General features: G+C 45.6%; 19 protein-coding genes. 1 reads left to right on the top strand and 18 read right to left on the bottom strand.

What is annotated here, in order from left to right; all coding sequences use genetic code 11:
- Positions 1-38 precede the first annotated feature (38 nt).
- From NLX73_RS19055 to NLX73_RS18995, 13 genes are all read right to left on the bottom strand, one after another.
- A complete protein-coding gene (locus tag NLX73_RS19055) occupies positions 39-689 on the bottom strand; it encodes a response regulator (RefSeq protein WP_254327026.1) in 651 nt (216 codons plus the stop codon).
- Positions 686-1918 (bottom strand): sensor histidine kinase, encoded by a 1233-nt coding sequence (locus NLX73_RS19050; protein WP_254327025.1) that lies wholly within the window; start codon positions 1916-1918, stop codon positions 686-688. The genes NLX73_RS19055 and NLX73_RS19050 overlap by 4 nt, the downstream gene beginning before the upstream one ends.
- A 184-nt stretch (positions 1919-2102) precedes the next feature.
- The gene (locus NLX73_RS19045) at positions 2103-2570 is read right to left on the bottom strand and encodes a hypothetical protein (RefSeq protein WP_254327024.1); all 468 of its coding nucleotides are present in this window, start codon (positions 2568-2570) and stop codon (positions 2103-2105) included.
- Positions 2563-4587: a S9 family peptidase gene (locus NLX73_RS19040; protein ID WP_254327023.1), complete on the bottom strand. Its 2025-nt coding sequence runs from the start codon at positions 4585-4587 to the stop codon at positions 2563-2565. Before NLX73_RS19040 ends, NLX73_RS19045 begins: the two co-directional genes overlap by 8 nt.
- Positions 4588-4631: 44 nt before the next feature.
- A complete protein-coding gene (locus tag NLX73_RS19035) occupies positions 4632-5636 on the bottom strand; it encodes an ABC transporter ATP-binding protein (RefSeq protein ID WP_254327022.1) in 1005 nt (334 codons plus the stop codon).
- The gene (locus tag NLX73_RS19030; protein ID WP_254327021.1) at positions 5633-6610 is read right to left on the bottom strand and encodes an ABC transporter ATP-binding protein; all 978 of its coding nucleotides are present in this window, start codon (positions 6608-6610) and stop codon (positions 5633-5635) included. Before NLX73_RS19030 ends, NLX73_RS19035 begins: the two co-directional genes overlap by 4 nt.
- Before the next feature lie 23 nt (positions 6611-6633).
- On the bottom strand, positions 6634-7566 hold the full coding sequence (locus NLX73_RS19025; RefSeq protein ID WP_103048341.1) for an ABC transporter permease: 933 nt from the start codon (positions 7564-7566) through the stop codon (positions 6634-6636).
- Positions 7567-7581: 15 nt separating this feature from the next.
- A complete protein-coding gene (locus NLX73_RS19020; protein WP_023990423.1) occupies positions 7582-8499 on the bottom strand; it encodes an ABC transporter permease in 918 nt (305 codons plus the stop codon).
- Between the two features lie 85 nt (positions 8500-8584).
- The gene (locus NLX73_RS19015) at positions 8585-10132 is read right to left on the bottom strand and encodes an ABC transporter substrate-binding protein (RefSeq protein ID WP_254327020.1); all 1548 of its coding nucleotides are present in this window, start codon (positions 10130-10132) and stop codon (positions 8585-8587) included.
- Positions 10133-10201: 69 nt separating this feature from the next.
- Positions 10202-11386 carry a M20 metallopeptidase family protein gene (locus tag NLX73_RS19010; RefSeq protein WP_254327019.1) on the bottom strand — a complete coding sequence of 395 codons (1185 nt, stop codon included), beginning with the start codon at positions 11384-11386 and terminating at the stop codon, positions 10202-10204.
- Between the two features lie 48 nt (positions 11387-11434).
- The gene (locus NLX73_RS19005) at positions 11435-12160 is read right to left on the bottom strand and encodes a FadR/GntR family transcriptional regulator (protein ID WP_254327018.1); all 726 of its coding nucleotides are present in this window, start codon (positions 12158-12160) and stop codon (positions 11435-11437) included.
- Positions 12161-12406: 246 nt separating this feature from the next.
- Positions 12407-12577 (bottom strand): hypothetical protein, encoded by a 171-nt coding sequence (locus NLX73_RS19000; RefSeq protein WP_176716844.1) that lies wholly within the window; start codon positions 12575-12577, stop codon positions 12407-12409.
- A gap of 18 nt (positions 12578-12595) precedes the next feature.
- Entirely contained in the window at positions 12596-12790 is a 195-nt protein-coding gene (locus NLX73_RS18995; protein ID WP_254327017.1) for an H-type small acid-soluble spore protein, read from the bottom strand.
- A gap of 199 nt (positions 12791-12989) precedes the next feature.
- Between NLX73_RS18995 and NLX73_RS18990 the strand changes: the two genes are divergently transcribed.
- Complete coding sequence (locus tag NLX73_RS18990) at positions 12990-14189, top strand: macrolide family glycosyltransferase (RefSeq protein ID WP_254327016.1); 1200 nt, start codon at positions 12990-12992, stop codon at positions 14187-14189.
- Between the two features lie 75 nt (positions 14190-14264).
- Here NLX73_RS18990 and NLX73_RS18985 read toward each other — a convergent pair whose 3' ends face one another.
- The 5 genes from NLX73_RS18985 to NLX73_RS18965 form a co-directional block, all read right to left on the bottom strand.
- On the bottom strand, positions 14265-15680 hold the full coding sequence (locus NLX73_RS18985) for a glycoside hydrolase family 32 protein (RefSeq protein WP_254327015.1): 1416 nt from the start codon (positions 15678-15680) through the stop codon (positions 14265-14267).
- Between the two features lie 83 nt (positions 15681-15763).
- Positions 15764-16591 (bottom strand): carbohydrate ABC transporter permease, encoded by an 828-nt coding sequence (locus NLX73_RS18980; RefSeq protein WP_023990432.1) that lies wholly within the window; start codon positions 16589-16591, stop codon positions 15764-15766.
- Positions 16591-17475 (bottom strand): carbohydrate ABC transporter permease, encoded by an 885-nt coding sequence (locus tag NLX73_RS18975; protein WP_254327014.1) that lies wholly within the window; start codon positions 17473-17475, stop codon positions 16591-16593. Before NLX73_RS18975 ends, NLX73_RS18980 begins: the two co-directional genes overlap by 1 nt.
- Positions 17476-17534: 59 nt before the next feature.
- Positions 17535-18860 carry an ABC transporter substrate-binding protein gene (locus tag NLX73_RS18970; protein WP_254327013.1) on the bottom strand — a complete coding sequence of 442 codons (1326 nt, stop codon included), beginning with the start codon at positions 18858-18860 and terminating at the stop codon, positions 17535-17537.
- A 164-nt stretch (positions 18861-19024) separates the two neighbouring features.
- Positions 19025-20002, bottom strand: coding sequence for a LacI family DNA-binding transcriptional regulator (locus NLX73_RS18965; RefSeq protein ID WP_254327012.1), 978 nt, complete (start codon positions 20000-20002; stop codon positions 19025-19027).
- Positions 20003-20186: the final 184 nt, after the last annotated feature.

Below are 20186 nucleotides of genomic sequence, written 5' to 3'. Positions count from 1 at the left end.
GACTGGGCAAATAAATAACATATTTTCAGTTATTATTTCTAAAGCTGTAAAATACCACGTTCCAACGAAACGGCAACGGCTTCGGATCTGGAATCAACACCAAGCTTGTTATAAATATTCGTTAAATGTGCCTTTACGGTACGCTCGGAAATTCCCATATCAAACGCAATTTCCTTACTTTTAAAACCATGTGCAACAGACTTTAATATGTGTCTTTCCTTATCAGTCAGAACTAAGCTTCTTTCGTGTGATTCTATCTCAGCTTCTCTCTTATTCGTAGCAGCAAATACCCTTGCTGTTATTTCTGGCTGAAGCAGCGTTTCACCCCTTAGCGCAGACTCAATAGTGCGAAATAAGTTTTCTCGACTGGTATCTTTTAGTAAATATCCTTTTGCCCCCAAAGAGAGTCCCTTAATCATTAAATCATCTTCGTTATAGGTCGTCAGGATAATGACTGGTGTGTCATTTTGTTTTTCTCTGAGGGCTTTCATGGTTTCCAAACCACTCATTTGTGGCATATATAAATCCAATAATATGACATGCGGCTGAAGTTCTTCGATCAATTTAAGAGCCGTTACACCTTCTCCAGCTTCACCAATAACTTCATAACTGTCATTGGTCTCCAGCACCAGCTTTAATCCTTCTCTAACTACCCAATGATCGTCGACGATTAAAATCTTGTATTTCATGATAGGTCTCCTTTAGTAAGAGGCGCCTCTATTTTTATAGCTGTACCTTCTTGAAATATACTGCTGATATTGATTTTTCCACCCAGCATCCGTACACGTTCATGTATGCCTATTATTCCGTAATGCCCTGTTTGCTTGGCAATAATATCTGTATCAAATCCTTTTCCATCATCGCGAACCTGAATTTCAATCTTGCCTTCATTATCTAAAATATGAATCCATACGGTATTAGCATGTGAATGTTTCGCTACGTTGGTTAAACACTCGCTTATAATAAACAATCCATGTTCGAACAACAGTCTGGGGACGGAAGCTTTAATTTTGATATTGCGTATTACACGAATGCTCGTAGCCATTGTAAATCGCTGTATTTCTTCCTCCACTGCTTCTGCAAAATCAACTTCCGAGATGGTTTTCGAACGCAGATTGTCTATAGCTCGCCTTGAATCAGACAATGTTCTTCGCACTTGTGACATCGATTGTTGGACGATCTCCTGAGCTCTTTGCGTACTCCCTTTTGTTAGATGGGCATCAATGGCTTCAAGTTGCATGATTAGCCCAGCAAGCCCTTGAGCCAGCGTATCATGAAGATCACGGGCCATACGTTGTCGTTCGTTAGCAATTGTAAGTTCTTCGACCTTTTGATGTGCGATTTCAAGTTCTTTAAGAACGTTTTGCGTTCGGATTCGTGCTTTGACTTGTTTGAGAAAAAGAACGGCATAAGCTACTATAACAACTGCAATTAGAAAAAATAGCGGGATGAACAACACAAACTGCCTGCCATCATTATGCCAGACCACAGCCACACAAAAAAGTACATAGGAGATCAAAAATACAAGAATGACCTTAAACGGCTTGTAATAAATACCTATACTCTGACCCACCAAAATTGGCATTAACCCAACCAGTACAATCGAAAAACTGTCAGGTAGAAGAAATGCACTTGAAAAGATCAATCCCCCTTGCACAACAAAATAAGCCCATGAAAAATATTTTGCAACTCTATGAGCATGCAAGTACAAGAGGATGTGCAATATGATGATTACAGTGAATAAGACACTTTGCAGCAGATTTAGACCACTAGACAAATGTTGAAGAATTACAGACTCACTATAAATTATAAAAATCCATATTATAGTTAATACTTTTGAAATATCTTTCTTCTCAAATTCACCTTCACTTATTTCCGGATCTAGATTTTGAATCTGTTCATTGAATACATCGTTCATAATTCCCTCCTACAATTCTGAATTCGGCTTTTCAACTTATTAGAGACAACGCCGCTATGACGACCTGGTCAATTTAGTTTGAATAGAAATCATTTATATATTATTTTACAAAAAAACAAACAGAAAAAAACGTACACATGGGCAATATCATTTGTACGTTTGGGCATTAAATACTATTTGCTTTTTAAGAATCATCTTCATTTTGGTATAAAAGCTTAATGCATACGCTCCTCTGCACGTTACCTACTGCTTCATTGTCATCAGTAATCACCTGCCACTGTCTGCCGATGAGCCCTTGTAAAGTATCAATTTCGATAGGATCAAGATACAGATTTTTCAACGTGATTCCATCCTGCTCATAATCGCGATCTATGGCTCGATCAAAACGAAAATAAAGCAGCCTTTTCAATCCATTGATGTGTAAAAACTTAAATTCATAACCACTAAGGATCGCTTCTTCCCACTCGTCTCCTATGTCTTCTGCCGTTTGACAACGTTCTTTGAAATCCATTGTTTTTTCTTTAACCTTGTCGAGCAAAGGAGTGAAATCCTGTTTTTTGATACATTCAATGATGACGTCTTTCGGTTCACCACTCGTAAGTAAGTTCTCGATCAGAAATGCCACTGGGATGGACAATTTCACTTTACTCATTAGAGTATACTCCTTTACTCAAGTAGGAATTGAACCAAGCCACCACTTGTTCAAAGTTATCCACACGAAGGGACGGTTTACCGCTCTTTAGCAATGAATGATTCGACCCGGGATATCGAATGAGGCGTGTTATTTTACCCAACCGCTTAAGAGCCGTAAACAACTCATCCCCTTGGCTAACAGGGCAGCGCAGGTCTTCCTCGCCGTGTAAAATCAGCAACGGAGTTTCAATGCTATTTACATGTGCCAGTGGGGATTTGGACCAGAGTAGATCAGGATCTTCCCACGGGTTAGCCCCAACGATTCCCTCCGTATAGGAAATACCAATATCGCTCAAGCCATAGAAGGAGAGCCAGTTGGAGATGCAACGTTGCGTAACGGCAGCTCGAAATCGGTTCGTGTGAGAAATGATCCAGTTGGTCATCAGCCCGCCATAACTGCCCCCAGCCACCCCGAGCCTGGTTTCATCTATACAATCAAACTGGCTCAGCGCAAAGTCCAAGGCGTCCAGCAGATCACGATAATCTCCTCCCCCAAAGTCCCCCCGGCAGGCCTGAGCAAAATCCTGACCATAACCAAAGCTACCACGCGGATTGGTCATGAGCACGGCATATCCCTGTGCCAGAAGCGTCTGCATTTCATGACTATACGTGCCGGTATACATCGCATGGGGTCCGCCGTGAATTTGTAAGATCAAAGGAACTTGATCCCCCGGAACCATTCCGGCTGGTTTGAAAATCCATCCTTGTATCTTGAAGCCATCCGAAGCCTCGAACCAAAACATCTCTGGTGAACTCACTTGCAAGGAAGCCATATGTTCGTCGTTATGGTGCGTAAGTCGTTTCTCTTCCCCTGTCTCCAGATTCATTTGATACAGCTCGCCAGGCCGGTCCGCATCAAGTGCAGCAAAAACCAAATAGCGGCCGTCAGCAGATAGCGTGTACTGATAGATATCTCTAGCACTTCCGCCAGTCACCGCTTGAACATTCCCGTCCATTGTGATGCGGTATATATGAACAGCACCCTGTAACGTCCCAAGCACATACATTTCTGGCTTCAATCGCGCAGGAGCATATAACGGAGATGGAGACGGACCAAATGATTTCATATCGCTTAAGGCGAAGTTGCCGATTTGCATGTCTAATTCAGGAACCAATAGTTCCGGGGCTCCCCCCGTAACAGGCACGGTATATAGTCGATTCTGGCTACCACTTCCATAAATGCGATCACTGGCGATCAGAGTCAATGATTTTCCGTCTGGGGCATACGAAAATTGGCTAATCGCCAAGCTGGAATCCGTAACTTTCACCAGATTACCGCCGTCGCAATCGATCGTATACACATCCGAAAACGAAAGCATGTCCGCATCTTTCATGTCGTCGTCTACACGTTTGGACAAGAAGGAAATCTGCTTGCTGTCCGTGGACCATACAGGGTAAGATGCATTCCAAGGTCCCGACGTTATTGGCGTGATCCGGCCGTTTTCAAGCTCCAATACATATAAATGACTAAATAGACCGTTCCACCAGCCCGATCCTTCAGCTTTGGGAGTGGTACGATCCACTATACGTCCCCGCTCACCGGATTGCTTGCTATATTCCTCAAGCTCCATGGCTTCCCGCTCGGCGTTTATACTCACCATACTTGTGAATACAATATACTTCCCGTCCGGCGACCAGACGAATGCACTTACTCCACGCTTCACCTCCGTCTGCCGCTGCCCCTCTCCACCTTCAGCCGGAATCGTCCATAGCTGTTTGCCTCCATTCGCCACACGTAAAAAAGCAAGCTGCGATCCGTCAGGTGACCAAGCAGGAGCCGAATCCTTATGACCATCGGTCAATGGCTGATCATCGTTCTCAAGAAGGGATACGACACGGATGTGTGTTTGGTAGTCATTCTTTGGGCGATTTATGCTTTTATTTACGTAGGCAATCGTTCCATCGGGGCTTATTGTGGGATCACTGATCCACTGATATCCGTACAAATCCTCCGGTACAATTGATCGTTTATTCATGAGTAGCCTCCTTTTTTGGTTAACGCCTACTTCCAAAAGTTCATCTATTCGTGAGCTACCTGCTTATGCATAGGAAAATGACAAGCAGCAATATGCCCTGGAGTATGCTCTTCGAGCAATGGACTCTGTAGTCGGCATATCTCTTGTGCATAGGGGCAACGCGTGTGAAAAGTACAGCCCGAAGGAGGATTGGCGGGATTGGGGATTTCCCCCGTCAATGTTATCCGTTCTTTACGCAGCCTCGGATCAGGAACAGGCACTGCCTCTAGCAATGCTTTTGTATACGGATGCTGCGGTCTTGCAAACAATTCATCACGATCTGCAAGCTCCACGATTTTACCCAAGTACATCACCGCGATGCGGTCGCTAATATGCTTGACGGAGGGCAACCCGTGGGCAATGAAAATGTAGGTAAGCTGGAACTGCTGCTGAAGCTCCTTTAACAAATTCAAAATTTGAGCCTGAATTGACACATCCAGCGCGGATACAGGTTCATCACAAACAATGAGCTTCGGTTTCATAGCCAGTGCTCTCGCTATACCAATCCGTTGCCGCTGCCCGCCACTGAATTCATGGGGATGCCGATCCGCTAAATGCGCGCCTAACCCTACCGTTTCCAACAGTCGAAAAACTTCAGCTTTAAGCTCCTTGCCTCTAGCAATCCCGTGTACCTGAAGCGGTTCCGCGACGATATCAAAAACCTTCATTCTTGGATTCAAAGAAGAGTATGGATCTTGAAATACAAATTGCAAATCTCGTCTGACTTTGCGGACTTCTTCGTCCGTTAAATCAGACAGGCTTTGTCCTTGAAAACGAATTTCGCCTGCCGTGGGTTCTAGCAGTTGTGTAATCATTTGTCCTGTTGTTGATTTGCCGCACCCCGATTCCCCTACAATACCTAAGGTTTCCCCTGGCATCACCTTAAAGCTCAAATCATCAACCGCCCGTACATAACCGCTCTTTCTGGAAAACCAGCCCTTGTTCATCGGAAAATATTTCTTAAGCCCATTCACTTCGAGAAGCGGTGTTTTCTCTGCTGTCTCGTTCATACTGACACCTCCTCCATCCGTAAACATCTGACATAGTGTCCTGGATTCTTGGCCTGTATTTCAGGATGAATCCTTGTGCACTGTTCCTGGGCATAAGGACAGCGGGGATGAAATGGACAACCATTCGGCATTTGCATCATATTAGGAACGGTACCGGGAATGGAATCCAGCCATTCTCTCTGTTCCGTAAGCTTAGGGAGTGATCCTAGCAGTCCGATCGTATAGGGATGGCCCGGCTTTTCGAACAATTCAAATACGTCCGCTTCCTCGACCACTTCCCCGGCATACATCACGACTACCCGGTCAGCCATTTCCGCGACGACACCTAAATCGTGGGTAATGAGAATGATGCCTGTATTCTCTTCCTTGCTCAGCTTGTGGATTAAATTCAAAATTTGAGCCTGTATCGTTACATCCAGGGCCGTCGTCGGCTCATCAGCGATGAGCAGTTTTGGCTGGCAGGCCAAGGCTATTGCGATCATCACCCGCTGACGCATTCCTCCGGACAACTGATGTGGGAAATAACCTACCACTTTCGACGCACCAGGTATACCTACCCTTTCCAGCATCTCTATACTTTTCTGCCGTGCTTCGGGTTTGCTCAGCTTCTGATGCTGCCGGATGACCTCACTGATTTGGTTGCCAATCGTAAATACAGGATTCAACGAACTCATTGGCTCCTGAAAAATCATGGATACCTCGTTTCCCCGATATTTGCGCATTTCTCCCTTGGACAATTTGAGCAAGTCTCGTCCTTCAAGCAGAATCTCCCCGCCCACGACTTTACCTGGTGCAGCCACTAAACCCATAATAGACAAGGAGGTTACACTTTTACCGGAACCGGACTCTCCAACAATAGCTACTGTTTCACCTGGATTCACAGTGAAGCTGACACCGTTGACCGAAGGAACGATGCCATCCTCCGTTTTAAAGTAGGTTTTCAAATGATTCACTTCAAGCAATTTCGTGGTCATCTTTTCCGATCCCCCGCTTTCTGTTATTCTTTCGCTTTCATATGGGGATCTAACACGTCGCGAAGCCAGTCACCGAGAAAAATGACGCCCAGGACTGTGATGGTAATCGCCAGGCCGGGAAACGTTGCCACCCACCAGCTCGTGGCTATATACTGCCTCCCATCGCTCAGCATGCCACCCCAGGACACTGCCGGCGGTGTAATCCCTAATCCGAGAAAACTAAGAGAAGCTTCCATAATAATCGTCGTTGCTACATTCATACCGGAAATGACGATAAACGAAGACAGGACATTCGGTAAAATGTGCTTCAACAAAATCCTACTATTTTTAGAGCCAATCGCCTTGGCTGCTTTAACAAAGTCTCGTTCCTTGATACTCAATACCTCGCCCCGGACAACCCTCGTATAAGAAACCCAATTTGTAACGCCAATGACGAAAATGAGCGTAGTCATGCCAGGCCCTACAACGGCCAAGACAACCAGCATCAGCAGAATAGCCGGAATAGCCAAAAAGGCGTCGGCAACTCTCATTATGGTGGCATCCACCCATTTACCATAAAACCCGGCGAGGAGGCCGAGGATTGCGCCAATCGTACCTGAGACCAGAACTGCACCAATACCGACGATAAGCGAAACTCTCGCTCCATATACGATACGACTCCACATATCTCGTCCTAGGTTATCTGTACCAAGCCAATGTTCCGGCAATCCACCATCCAGCCACATAGGCGGCTTCAGACGGTTAAGCGGGTCAATTTCCGCAGGATTGTGACTGGCCAGCATAGGGGCACATAATGCCGTTAAACAAACGAGCAGTAAGATCACTGCACCGACCGTTCCGGTTTTACTTCGTAACAGTTGCTTCCATATACGTCCGATACCAGACGGTTGTGTCTGCTTTTTGCCATCCAGGTTTAGATCTGGACCAAGGGCTTGTACATCATGAATGCCTGCCACGCTTCCCCCCCCTCTCTAGTTGTATTTAATCCTTGGATCAAGCAGTCGGTAAACGACATCGGTTAAAATATTGCTGACCACCACAATAAAGGCAATCACAAATACAGCAGCCTGAACGATAGCCATGTCGTGCGTATTCACAGCGACGACAAGTAACTGTCCCAAACCCGGCCATGCAAATACCGTCTCTGTAATCAGTGTACCGCCGATCAAGCTCGTAAATTGCAAGCTCATAATCGTAACGACCGGAATCAATCCATTGCGGAAAGCGTGTTTTCCGATAACCACGATTTCGAGAATCCCTTTACTTCGGGCTGTTCGAATATAGTCCTGGTTCAAAATGTCCAGCATACTGGAGCGAATGAGTCGGGTCATCTGTGCAGAAAGTCCGACACCCAGTGTAAAGGCCGGAAGTATTAAATGATCCATCCCGCCCCGGCCGGACACCGGAAGCATCCCTAACATGACGGAAAATAATAAGATGAGCATAATCCCCATCCAAAAGTTAGGCATGGCCTTGCCGACTACGGATAAACTGGAAATGATTAAATCGGTAAAGGTATTCCGTTTGACTGCTGAGATGACGCCCAACGGCACAGCAATGATGACCGCAAAAATCATGGCGGCTACTGCCAATTCAAAACTGGCAGGCAGCCGTTCCAATACTAACGGCAAAGCCGATTCACCATAGCGAAAGGAGGTACCAAAATCTCCTTGTAAGGCACTGCCAATAAATTTAATGTATTGCGTATATAAGGGCTGATCTAGCCCGAGCGCCTGCGTTAACACTGCACGATCCTCAGCTGTAGCGGTCTCCGGCAGCATAAGGGCCACAGGGTCCCCGGTTACCCTCACCAGGATGAATACAATAAGGGAGACAATCAGCAGTACAGGAATAACCTGAAGCAGTGATTTAGCGATATACGTTTTCAATCTGTCACCTCCGTAACCAGCAGGCTTTTTTTAAAAGGACGGGCAGGAACCTTCATTGAGGTCCCCGCCCGTTCAATTCTCTTCTTTATTTAGCAGGTGTAATATCCTCTGCATAGAACATTTCATCGCTTCTCGGTTGGAAGTTCACACCGTTACCAGTGCCATAAATCCCTTCCATTTGGAACAAATATACGGCTGGACGATCTTCAGCTAAAATCTGTTGCACTTGCTGATACTCTTTTTCACGCGAGGCTGTATCCAGATTCGTCAGCGCATGCTGCAGCAGCTTCTCTACCTTCGGATTGTTATAATCCGTTTCGCCTTTTGCCTCTTCTACCAGATAGCGATTATAGTTGTTGGAAGCATCAAATAGAGAATTACCAATGCCGATCATAAACATTTCTTTGAAAGATTTGGAACTGTAACGCTCACTGAAAGCACTTGGCTCCAGCACGTCCAATTTAATGTTGAATCCTTCTTTATTTAACATGGCGGCTACGACCTCGGCATACTCTTTGTATATTGAGGATACTGAAAGGGTCAATGTCGGGCCTGCGCCAGCATAACCGGCCTGCTTCAGCAGTTCCTTGGCTTTAGCCGGATCATATAATGTTTTCTCATATAAGGAAGGATCGGCACCAAAGTTACCTGGTGTAACGGAAGTACGGGTTACAATCCCAGCACCGCCTGCGATGCTGTCTACGATTCCTTTTTTATCAATCGCGAGATCTATCGCTTCTCTCACTTTGGAGTCAGCCGTAACACTGCCCTGACTTTGACGTAAAATCAATTGCAGTACACGCTGGATCGGAGCCTTGACGATTTTTTTACCCTCTTCGCCTTGAACACGTTCTATATCCGTGGAAGGGATACCAGATGCAATGTCAATCGAGCCTGCGAGCAGTTCAGATACACGCGTAGAGGCTTCTGGAATGGAGCGGAAGACAACTTGATCCCATTTGGGCTGACCTTCGTAATACTTATCGTTTTTAACGAGTACCACCCGGTCATCCTTGATCCATTGGCTAAATTTATAAGGGCCTGTACCTATCGGATTTTTAAGGAATGCCTCTATCCCATTTTTCTCAATATACTTGGAAGGTAAGATGCCAGCTCCCATTTTGGATAAACGATTCAACAGTAACGGATCAGGTCCATCTGTTATGATGTCTGCCGTATGTTCATCTACCACTTTCACTTCTTTGATATTTTTAAAGTAGGAATTTTGTTTGAGTGTGTTATCCTTCGCTACTCTTTCTATCGTGTATTTCACATCTTCCGCTGTGAACGGATCACCGTTATGGAAGGTTACCCCTTCGCGCAGATGAAAACGCCAAGTGGTATCATCTACCTTTTCCCAGGAAGTAGCGAGTCCAGGCACTTTCTTCTGCTGACTATCATTTTTCAATAAGTAGTCAAATACGTTAACCAGAACAGCTTCACTCGCCGTATTGTTATTGTTATGTGGATCAAAACTTTCAATATCCGTAGCATTAGCAATTGTCAATACTTTACTGTCGGTCGACGTTTCGCTGTCTTTACTACCGCCTGTGGATTGGGTACCGCAGCCTGCCAGGATCATCGCAGCAATCAGTAACGTAATCCCGCCTCTAAACCACTTATGTCTTTTCATCTTGTCCACTCCACTCCATTAAGGTTGTATATTGCCACACAGCTGCATTTGAGCGTCTTAATCCCGATTTTATGTTGTCTTCAAAAAATTCAGCGCGATGGCCGACATCATGGCTACCCCATAAGGCAGTACCACTTCATCTAAATCAAATCTGGGATGATGTAATGGATAGCTAGTATCTTCATCACCTCTCCCACATCCCAACCGGAAAAACACGCCGGGTATCTGTTCACAATAAAAAGCAAAATCCTCCCCGCCTGTTGACGGTTTGATGTAGTCCCACTCCTTGGAGCCAAACAATTGCTCACTCGTTTCCGTCATCAGATCGACCATATCCGGGTCGTTCTGCACAACCGGGTAGCCCTGCTGATAGCTCAGCTCATATCCAGCCCCGAACGACTCACACACCCCACGGACCACCCGCTCGATCAGCTCAGGCATCCGGTTACGCAGTTCCGCAGATAGGGTGCGCACGGTACCGATCATCTCTACTTCCGGTGCAATGGCCGCTCCCATATACCCGCCACTAATTTTGCCAATCGTAATGACAATGGTTTCAAGGGGATCAACCATACGACTTGAAATGTTTTGCAGGGCAGAAATAACCTGCGCGGACACGGCAATGGCATCTATTCCCTCATGTGGACGGGCAGCATGACCGCCTTTGCCTAGAATCTTAATGGTTAAGCTGTCTGCCGATGCAAAAGCGACCCCTTTGCTGACCCCCAGTGTTCCTGTCTTCAGACCCGGGAACATATGTAGTCCTGCCATCGCATCCACTTTTGGATTCTCCAATACACCGTCATCGATCATAGCCTTGGCTCCTGCCAAACCTTCTTCAGCCGGCTGAAAGACAAATTTGATGTTTCCTCTTTCAGGTCGCTCCAAATGAGCAAGTAACTGTGCAGTTCCCATCAGTATGGCTGTATGGGCATCATGCCCACATAAATGGGCCTTACCTGGGATCTCCGAACGATAGGAAACCGTTTTTTGATCCTGAATCGGTAATGCATCCATATCTGCCCTTAGACCGATGGTAGGCCCTGGGCTTTTTCCCCGTAACAGACCCACAACCCCGGTTTTCCCTACCTGGGTTGTCACCTCCAACCCGAGACTACGCAAGTGCTCAGCTACAATGCCTGATGTACGAATCTCTTCATAACCCGTTTCAGGATGGCGATGAAAATCCCTTCGCCATGTGATCAATTGCTCTTGAAGCGGTCTAGATAAAGCCAAAAGCTCATGTATGTTCATGTTTTCACCCTCCCCACTCGAATCGTATTCTTTTTCTGTATGATATCGTTAGCCTTTTGCAACCACTCTTGCATAAATGGCATCTGCGGAATGTCCGATATGATGCTTCATCATTTCCCGCGACTTCTCAGCATCTCGTGCCCGAAGTGCACTCAGAATTTCTGTATGGACGTCGTAATTCACCGTCCGAATCTGATCATCATAGGGCATGAGATCAAGTGCTGGGTTAATCTTGGTCCGAATCTGCCTAACCGCATTTTCACAAAATGGATTACCGGATGCTTTGGCAATGGCCAGATGGAATTTAACATCCAAGGCCCGAAACCATTCTCGGGTACAGTCCGCTTCAATGCTCTGTTCCAGGTAATGCTGAAGCAGGTCCAGTTCATCCGTGGTGATCCGCGCAGCCGCTAAAAAAGCACCCTCCGGCTCCACAATCATCCGATATTCAAAGACCTTCAGCATAGCTTCCCAATCTTTTGCAATTTCTTCTCGGGTACGTTTATGAGAGTTTGCTGTCACTGGAAGAACAAAGGTCCCTCCCTTGGCACCTACTCTCTTCTCAATGAGTCCCTTGGATTCCAATTGGGATAACGCCTCACGGACTGTAATTCTACTGGCATTAAATATTTCTGCGAGTTCCCGCTCTGTCGGTAGTTGCTCCTCGCTAAGCAATTCCTTTAAAATAATAGCCTCTTCCAACTGCTCCCTAATAAAATCACTCACTTTTTTAGCCGATACTTTTTCAAAGCGCAGAGGAGTTTGGATTAACATATGAACACTCCGATCATAAATCTTTAAGGTCTAAACCTTATACCTTTGTGAAAAACAAAAAAATATAAATCTGTTGTTATCATAATACCTAGTAAACCTATATGCAATACTTTTTTTGTAACATTAATGATGATTTTGAAACCAAAAAAGAAGCAGCCCCTTACAGAGCTGCTAAATCTTTGGTTACTCATTATGCATCATATAAAAAGCACGCAGCAGGTTCCCCTGTGCGCGCTTGGTCATTCTCTATTTTTCCTCTAACTCATCCGGTACATCGTATTTATTGATATGTGAGGTCATTGCTGCGACTGCTTCGCTGGCATCCGTCGTGGCCGGCACTTCTCTAACCACATCATCCGTCTGGTCACGAAAATTCAAGCGGTCTGCCTCAATCTCTTTCTGTTGATTCGGTTTCACTTTTCATGTCGCTCCTTTCTATTCAAGGATTTGATCTCGTTCTGTTAACGTGTATAAAGGTACTTCCCGTTCCTCTTCTGGATTGCTCAGCGCATAAATGCGTGCCGTCTCACTCTGCTCGTTCACATGCTGAATATAAATGGGTAACCCATCACACAACACATTCGCCATAATGGAAGAGGACGCTATTTCTTGCGCTCTTTGAACATTCACTTAGAAAAAACCTCCCTTGCTAAGTAGAGTTCGCCTTTACTATGCACGAGTTAAATATTTGTTATACACATTTCATGCCAACATGTGTTTCACGATCATGAAAGGATATCATTTGAAAAAATAAATATTATTGTTATTATGGATTGAGAGATTCAGTGAAAACTGCGATCTTAATTGTAGAGAAAAGGAGTAATGATGAATGTTAAACGTATTAATGGTTAACTTTCCGGCAGAAGGACATGTAAACCCCACGCTTGGGATCACGCAAGCCTTTGCAGCACGAGGGGACCAAGTACATTACATTACAACTGAGAAATACAAGAATAGACTCGAAGCAGTTGGAGCGAAGGTTCACCTGCATCCTGATCTGGTCAGGACTGCTTCCATTGATACCAACACTCCGGCAGGACTGAACGCATTTATGAATATTCATATCCAGACTTCGATGGACATCTTAGCCATCACTCAGGAGCTGTCCGAGCGTATTCAATTTGACTTGGTGTTCTATGATCGATTCGGAGCTGGTGAATTAGTAAGAGATTATTTGAATATTCCAGGCATTTCTTCATCCCCATCTTTTCTCATTTCAAATCATCTGATGGCTGCCAATCTCTTCCGCTCCGACGCTAAAGTACCGTTTCAGCCTGATGAACAAGTCACGTCTTCACTGCATCTCATGAAAGAAAGGTTCGGTGTTGCTCCCAAAGATCTGGTTCAATTTATGAACAATTCAGGAGCTTTGAATGTTGTATATACGAGCAGATATTTTCAACCGAATGGTGAACAATTTGGGGAGGAGCATCTTTTTATTGGCCCCAGCTTCCCGGAGCGCAAAGGAGAAAATTCATTCCCGCTGGACAGACTACAGGGTAAAAAGGTTTTATATATTTCGATGGGAACTGTGCTGGACCACACTGAAGACTTTTTTAACACCTGCATTGAGGCTTTTTCCGATTTTGAAGGCATCGTCGTGATTGCAGCTGGCGAGAAAGCTGACTTTACCAAAATTAACCCGGCTCCAGAGCACTTTATCATCTCGTCTTATGTTCCTCAATTGGAGGTATTACGTCATTCAGATGTATTTATTACTCATGGTGGAATGAACAGTGTAAATGAAGGAATTCACTTTAATGTACCCTTGGTCGTACTGCCTCAGGACAAGGATCAGCCCATGGTCGCACAGCGGTTAACGGAACTTCAAGCGGGCTATCGAATAACTAAGGATCAAATCAATACACAAACGTTAAGAGATGCCGTACATGAGGTAGTGTCAAACGCAGCGTATAAAGAGGGCGTACAAAAAATAAATGACAGCTTCCAGCAATCCGGCGGTACAAAAGAAGCTCTCGCAAAAATTGATGCTTATCTTGATGCTTATCTGCAACATAAGCGCGCCTAAAATCACACGAGCAAAATGGCCACAAAAAAACAGGAATCTGACCATCCACGGTCAGGTTCCTGTTTGTATGCGATTCTATGCGAGGATATCCCACTTCTGGAACGAGGCAATCGTACAGTTTCCGTTCGCAAATGCACGAATACCTGTTGATTCCATTCCGGGATACACTCTTCCTGTGAGAACGTATTCGCCGTCGCCGATGAATATCTCCACAGAGCTTTTATCGACGAAAATCCGAAGCTCCAGACGCCCCTCTTGTAATTCCAAGGGTACTCTTCTCTCTCCGCCCGGTCCGATACCGGCACGCTCACGGTTAAAACGGAACAGACCATCATCGGGACGGTACGAGAGTACAGTCTCCTCTTCGTCGCCCACCCGCAGTTTCAAACCGAATTCATCGGTGTTACTGGACTCAAACTCAAATACGACCTTCAGTTCGTAGCTATCTCCGCGCGTGTCCATAATCTGCTCACCTGTCAGTAAGATACCTCGCTGCTCGAACAGATTGCATCGGTAATTCTTTACCTCTTCAAGTGGACGGAACAGCAATCTGTCGTGGTCGATCACCGCTTCCCGCGGAAGACTCATCGCACCAGCCCAATGGTGCCCCTCCTGAGTCGGCATCTCCGATTCCCACATATCCATCCATCCGATGACGATACGCCGCCCTTTATCATCCAAGGTTGACTGTGGGGCATAGAAATCGAATCCGTGATCCACCTGTGCATACCGCTCTGCCGTAAATGTTCCGGCAGCGGAATTGAAATCACCTATACCGTACATGGTTGAATGCAGATTGCGGTAAGCCTCCCCCTGTGTAGGCATGCGCTGCGGGGATAGCATAAATACGTGCCGACCACCGAGCGGGAACAGATCTGGACACTCCCAATTATCGCCGAAGCGTCCGTCACTCACGGCTAGTACATTGACATACGTCCAGCTTTTCAGGTCTTCAGAACGGTAAAGCAGTACAAGTCCGTTCCCTTTCGCATCATTAGAGCCGAGAACGGCGTAATATTGATCTTCGTGCCTAAACACCTTAGGGTCACGGAAGTCTTTACGGCTGATCGTGTCCGGTATAGCGTCATAACCGATGACCGGGTTGCCCTCCCACTTTTCGAACGTTATTCCGTCTTCTGATACTGCAATTCCCTGCGACTGCTTGTAATCCTGATCTTTGTCAGGCCCGGTTACAACATGTCCGGTATACATCAGGACAAGCTTTCCGTCCTGCTCAATCGCACTGCCAGAGAAGCAGCCATCCTGGTCGAACTCACCGTCCGGTGCCAAAGCGATCGGCAGATAATCCCACTTCATAAGATCGCGGCTGACTGCATGTCCCCAGTGCATCGGTCCCCATACTGATTTATACGGGTAATGTTGATAGAACAAGTGATATTGCCCGTTATATTGAATGAAGCCATTCGGATCATTCATCCAGCCCAATTCAGCCATTAAATGGTAGTGCAGCCGATAATCTGGCCGAAGCATATGCTTCGATTGGGAAATAAATTGATCTGCACGCTCTCTCGTATACGTTCTAGTCTGTTTGATAAAGCATCCTCCCCCTGCAGTTATTTAATCGAGCCTTGCATAACACCCTGAATAATATACTTCTGGGCGAACAGATAGATGATAATGATCGGAAATATCGTCAGTACCAAACTTGCCATCAATGGACCATAATCCACTGTATAGGTTCCATAAAAGTTGTACGTGGACAACGGAAGTGTCCTTTGCTCCGGATCGACCAAAATAAGGGAAGGCAACAGAAAATCATTCCAGATCCACAGTACATTGAGAATGGAAATGGTGGCAGTCGTGGGCATCAGTACCGGAAACACAATCCGGAAGAATGTCTGAAACCGCGTGCAGCCGTCAATTAGCGCCGCTTCCTCCAGTTCCTTTGGAATACTCTTTACAAAACCATGATAAATGAAAACGGCCAGCGAGCTGCCAAAACCGATATACATGTAAATCAGCGACCACTTGCTGTTCAGCAGATCAAGTGACCCGTAGATTTTCACCAATGGAATCATGATAGCCTGGAATGGAATGATCATGGATGCAACCATCAGCATAAATGTATATTGGTTGAACTTGGTGTTGTTTCTGACAAAATAATGAGCCGTCATCGCCGCGAACAGTGAGATAAACAGAACACTTAACACCGTTATGACCAATGAGTTGGTGAAGGCAGCGATGTAATTCATTTTATCAAATGCATTCATATAATTGACCATACTGAAGCTCTCTGGAAGCGATAACGGATTTGAGGTGATGGCCATGTTTTCCTTGAACGAATTGATCAGCAAAAAGACGAAAGGTACGATGAACAATATGAGTATGACTGTCAGCACAATGAATTTGATCACGGAGGAAGCAATTCTTTTTCTTGTCATTACGCCTCCACCTCCAACTTCTTGCTAAAATAAACCTGAAGCAGAGTGATGAGAGCAACCATCAGGAACAACACGAATGCTTCTGCCTGCCCCACACCATAATCACGGGAAAGGAATGCCTTTTCATACACATGCATCGACACCATTTGAGTACTGCTGAACGGCCCACCTTTCGTGAGCGCAAGGTTCACGTCATAGACCATAAATCCGCGCTGCAGGGACAAGAATATACATACGATGAAAGAAGGAACCATCAAGGGCAGCACCATTTTCCGCAGTCTGGTCCAGCTGTTTGCCCCATCAATGCTTGCGGCCTCCATAATATCATTCGGGACACCAGTCAACCCTGCGATGTAAATGACCATCATGTAACCCGCGTTCTGCCACACGGTTACAATCACGAGTGCCCAGAACGCTTTGTCGGGATCAGCCAGCCAAGTCGTGCTGAGCGACTGTATGCTGGCATGTTGTCCCAAATAGACAAGCACGTTGTTGAATATAAACTGCCATATAAAACCGAGTACAATGCCGCCGACAAGGTTGGGCAGGAAAAATCCCGCCCGGAAAATACTCTGTCCTTTTAGCCCCTTTGTCAGCACATAAGCCAGCATAAAAGCGATCACATTGATAAGAACAACGGTATAAAACACATACTTGAGCGTCAAGCTGAACGATTTCCAAAACTCAATATCTCTAAAAACAGCCAGATAGTTTTGGATACCAACCAGCGATAGTGTGGTGGAAATACCATCCCAGTTTGTGAACGTCAGATAGATGCCATACAAAAATGGAATAATCATTACCGTTATGAAGGCAAACAAGGTTGGGCCGGTAAACAGTAGCCGCGTCCGCAGCCGGTTCCATACTCCTTTTTCCGTAATCATGATGATCCCTCCCTTTGTTCCGGGTTTCTCTCTCTATTCCAGGTAATTTGAAAACAACCTTATTTAACCGTTTTCCAGTAGTTTTCGATTTCTTTAACCAGTGTTGCTCGATCGCCCTGTTTCGCCAGATACTTTTGCATGGAAGATCCTGTCTTGGACCAGTGGTCGGCAGGCAGCATACTCATCGACTGCTCTGACTTGCCTTTTGCGATATAATCCTGGATGGACTTGCCAAGCGGATCGGCCGCAGGCAGTGTAATATTTTTGAACGCCGGGATGATGTTTGCTTGGTTCACGAGGAAATCCTGGCCTTTCTCTTCATAGACGATCCAGTTCAGGAACTTCTTCGCCGCCTCTTGCTGTTCTGGAGTAGCCTTCTCCTTGTCAATAACAATGCGCTTGGATACAGCAGACGAAATCTCCTGATTGCCGTAGTCATCGGCATTGTTGCTGATGGGTACAGGCAGAAAACCATATTCTTTGTTAGCGGTATCAAAACTGTTGATTTGCGGCCATGCCCAGTTGCCCATGAACCAAATGCCAACTTCACCTTTGCCGAGCAGTTCCGGTCCGCGTTCATAAGTTCCTGCTAGCGGAGAAGCCTGATCGATATTGTATTTCATCATGACGTCGAATGTATCCATAAGTCCGTTAAATACAGGATTATTAGCCAAGTCCGCCTGGCCCGCTTTTAGTGACGCCATGAATTTGTCCACTTCAGCCATGTCTTTGTTCTGGCCTGCATAAGCAAGAGGCAAATAATGAGCGCCCAGGGACCAGTCCATTGATGAAATCACCAGTGCTTTCTTTCCGGATGTCTCGATTTGCTGAAACAGTTTTTCAAGGTCATTTCGGGTTTTAATTGTGGTGGGATCAAAGCTTCCGCCTACCGCTTTATCTACAACGGCTTTGTTGTAAATGAATCCGTAGCCTTCAACAGCCAGTGGAAACGCGTAATTTTTACCATCAACTGTCGTAGCGGTGGTAGCGCTTTCAACAGTGTCCGCATTCCACTTTTCCCCGCTTAGATCGAGGATACGGTCCTTAAATTTCTCAACATCGCCTGTATCTAGCATGATCATGGTCGGCGGGTTTCCTGATGCATACAAGGCAGAGGCACGCTCAAAAGGAGATCCACCAGTCGGAACCGGCTGGATTTCAACAGTAATGCCCGGATTGTCTTTCTGGAACGCCTTCGCGGCTTCCTCCAGCTGTGGAAGGATTTCGCCTTTGGAGTTCAAAAGCGTAATTTTCACATTTTTCGAATCCCCTGATCCCCCTCCAGAAGCCGAATTACCTTCTCCTCCGGAGCCACTGCATGCAGACACCACCATAACCAAAAGAAGCAGCATTACCATCCATTGAACTCTTTTGAATTTCCTCATTGTTGTCATCCCCTTATTTATATAATGGCTCTGAACACTTAAATAAAACGCTTACAAACGGATTATATGTCAAAGGTTTAATTTGTGTCAATCGTTTGACATGTTGAATTTTTAACATGTACTAAAAAAAATCTGTTCCCCTTGTTAGAGGAACAGATTTTCATTCAGGTCGTTGCACGCTCAATTAGTTCAACAGGCAGCAGATTGACAGGTTGTACCTGCTCCCCTTCCGCCTGCCTGCGGATCAGCTCGACCGCCAGTCTGCCGATGTCTGCAATCGGCTGTCTTACCGATGTAAGTTCCGGCGTCAGCCAGGAAGCAACGCTTACATCATCGAAGCCTACAATGCGCACATTCTTTGGCACATGCCTTCCAGCGCGAATATATTCTTTCAGCGCAAAAGCCGCAATAATATCACTTGTTGCGAACACTCCATCAACATCGGGATGTTCATGAACGAGTTTTGAAATGATTCGCTCGTACTCCTTCTGGTCGAACACATTCAAGTCTGTTTGAACGATCACATGCTGGACACCATCCCTGCCCACGACATCCCGGAATGCTTTGGTCCGCTCATTGGACAGCATGTTCAGCTCCAGATTTCCGCATATATGCGCAATTTTCTGGCAGCCTTTGCTGATGAGCAGCTCCGTAGCCAGCTCGCCTCCGCGATAATTATCCGAGGATATGTAAGGAATACACGGGTCAATCTGTCTATCAAATGTCACAATCGGTGAATTCAAATGTCGGTACTCTTCTACTTCTAATGTATGGCTACCCATAATGATGCCATCCACCCGGTTCCGCTTCAACATATCAATATACACTTTTTCCTTCACGGGATCCATATGGGAATTGCACAGCAGGACCTTGCAGTTTTGCTGATAGGCATAGAACTCGACCTGATTGGCAAGCTCACTGAAGAAAGGATGCGAGACATCGGGAATAATCAGGCCAATAATATTAGACTGCTTGCGCAATAGGGATCGTGCTATTTCATTCGGTTGATAATTAAGTTCCTCCATTGCGTCGAACACTTTTTTGCGTGTAGTTTCGCTGATATATCCCCGGTTGTTCATTACACGGGATACTGTTGTGACCGACACGCCCGCTTTTAATGCTACATCATGAATTGTCGCCATATTAACCTCTTCCCGCACAAAATAAATACATACAAACTATACTCTCTCCTCATCATTTCAACAACCTTACATAACGGAAGCCTAAAAATGGACGTAAATGTTAGGTGACGGAACTTTGTGAATCCCAAATTAGAGGTTACAGCAAGTTCTACTAACTTCATATAAACTGATCATCATACATAAT

Source organism: Paenibacillus sp. CH40, assembly GCF_024213605.1.
Classification (GTDB): domain Bacteria; phylum Bacillota; class Bacilli; order Paenibacillales; family Paenibacillaceae; genus Paenibacillus; species Paenibacillus polymyxa_B.
The sequence above is the reverse complement of the archived record's forward strand: the minus strand, read 5'-3'. Positions and strand labels throughout refer to the sequence as shown.

Excerpts from the sequence above, each read along its gene's own strand:
- NLX73_RS19005 (WP_254327018.1), bottom strand. The coding sequence starts at position 12,160 with ATGTTAATCCAAACTCCTCTGCGCTTTGAAAAAGTATCGGCTAAAAAA.
- NLX73_RS18975 (WP_254327014.1), bottom strand. The coding sequence starts at position 17,475 with ATGATTACGGAAAAAGGAGTATGGAACCGGCTGCGGACGCGGCTACTG.
- NLX73_RS19010 (WP_254327019.1), bottom strand. The coding sequence starts at position 11,386 with ATGAACATACATGAGCTTTTGGCTTTATCTAGACCGCTTCAAGAGCAA.
- NLX73_RS19045 (WP_254327024.1), bottom strand. The coding sequence starts at position 2,570 with ATGAGTAAAGTGAAATTGTCCATCCCAGTGGCATTTCTGATCGAGAAC.
- NLX73_RS18985 (WP_254327015.1), bottom strand. The coding sequence starts at position 15,680 with ATGCTTCGGCCAGATTATCGGCTGCACTACCATTTAATGGCTGAATTG.
- NLX73_RS19050 (WP_254327025.1), bottom strand. The coding sequence starts at position 1,918 with ATGAACGATGTATTCAATGAACAGATTCAAAATCTAGATCCGGAAATA.
- NLX73_RS18980 (WP_023990432.1), bottom strand. The coding sequence starts at position 16,591 with ATGACAAGAAAAAGAATTGCTTCCTCCGTGATCAAATTCATTGTGCTG.
- NLX73_RS18965 (WP_254327012.1), bottom strand. The coding sequence starts at position 20,002 with ATGGCGACAATTCATGATGTAGCATTAAAAGCGGGCGTGTCGGTCACA.
- NLX73_RS19035 (WP_254327022.1), bottom strand. The coding sequence starts at position 5,636 with ATGAACGAGACAGCAGAGAAAACACCGCTTCTCGAAGTGAATGGGCTT.
- NLX73_RS19055 (WP_254327026.1), bottom strand. The coding sequence starts at position 689 with ATGAAATACAAGATTTTAATCGTCGACGATCATTGGGTAGTTAGAGAA.
- NLX73_RS18990 (WP_254327016.1), top strand. The coding sequence starts at position 12,990 with ATGTTAAACGTATTAATGGTTAACTTTCCGGCAGAAGGACATGTAAAC.
- NLX73_RS19015 (WP_254327020.1), bottom strand. The coding sequence starts at position 10,132 with ATGAAAAGACATAAGTGGTTTAGAGGCGGGATTACGTTACTGATTGCT.
- NLX73_RS19040 (WP_254327023.1), bottom strand. The coding sequence starts at position 4,587 with ATGAATAAACGATCAATTGTACCGGAGGATTTGTACGGATATCAGTGG.
- NLX73_RS19030 (WP_254327021.1), bottom strand. The coding sequence starts at position 6,610 with ATGACCACGAAATTGCTTGAAGTGAATCATTTGAAAACCTACTTTAAA.
- NLX73_RS18970 (WP_254327013.1), bottom strand. The coding sequence starts at position 18,860 with ATGAGGAAATTCAAAAGAGTTCAATGGATGGTAATGCTGCTTCTTTTG.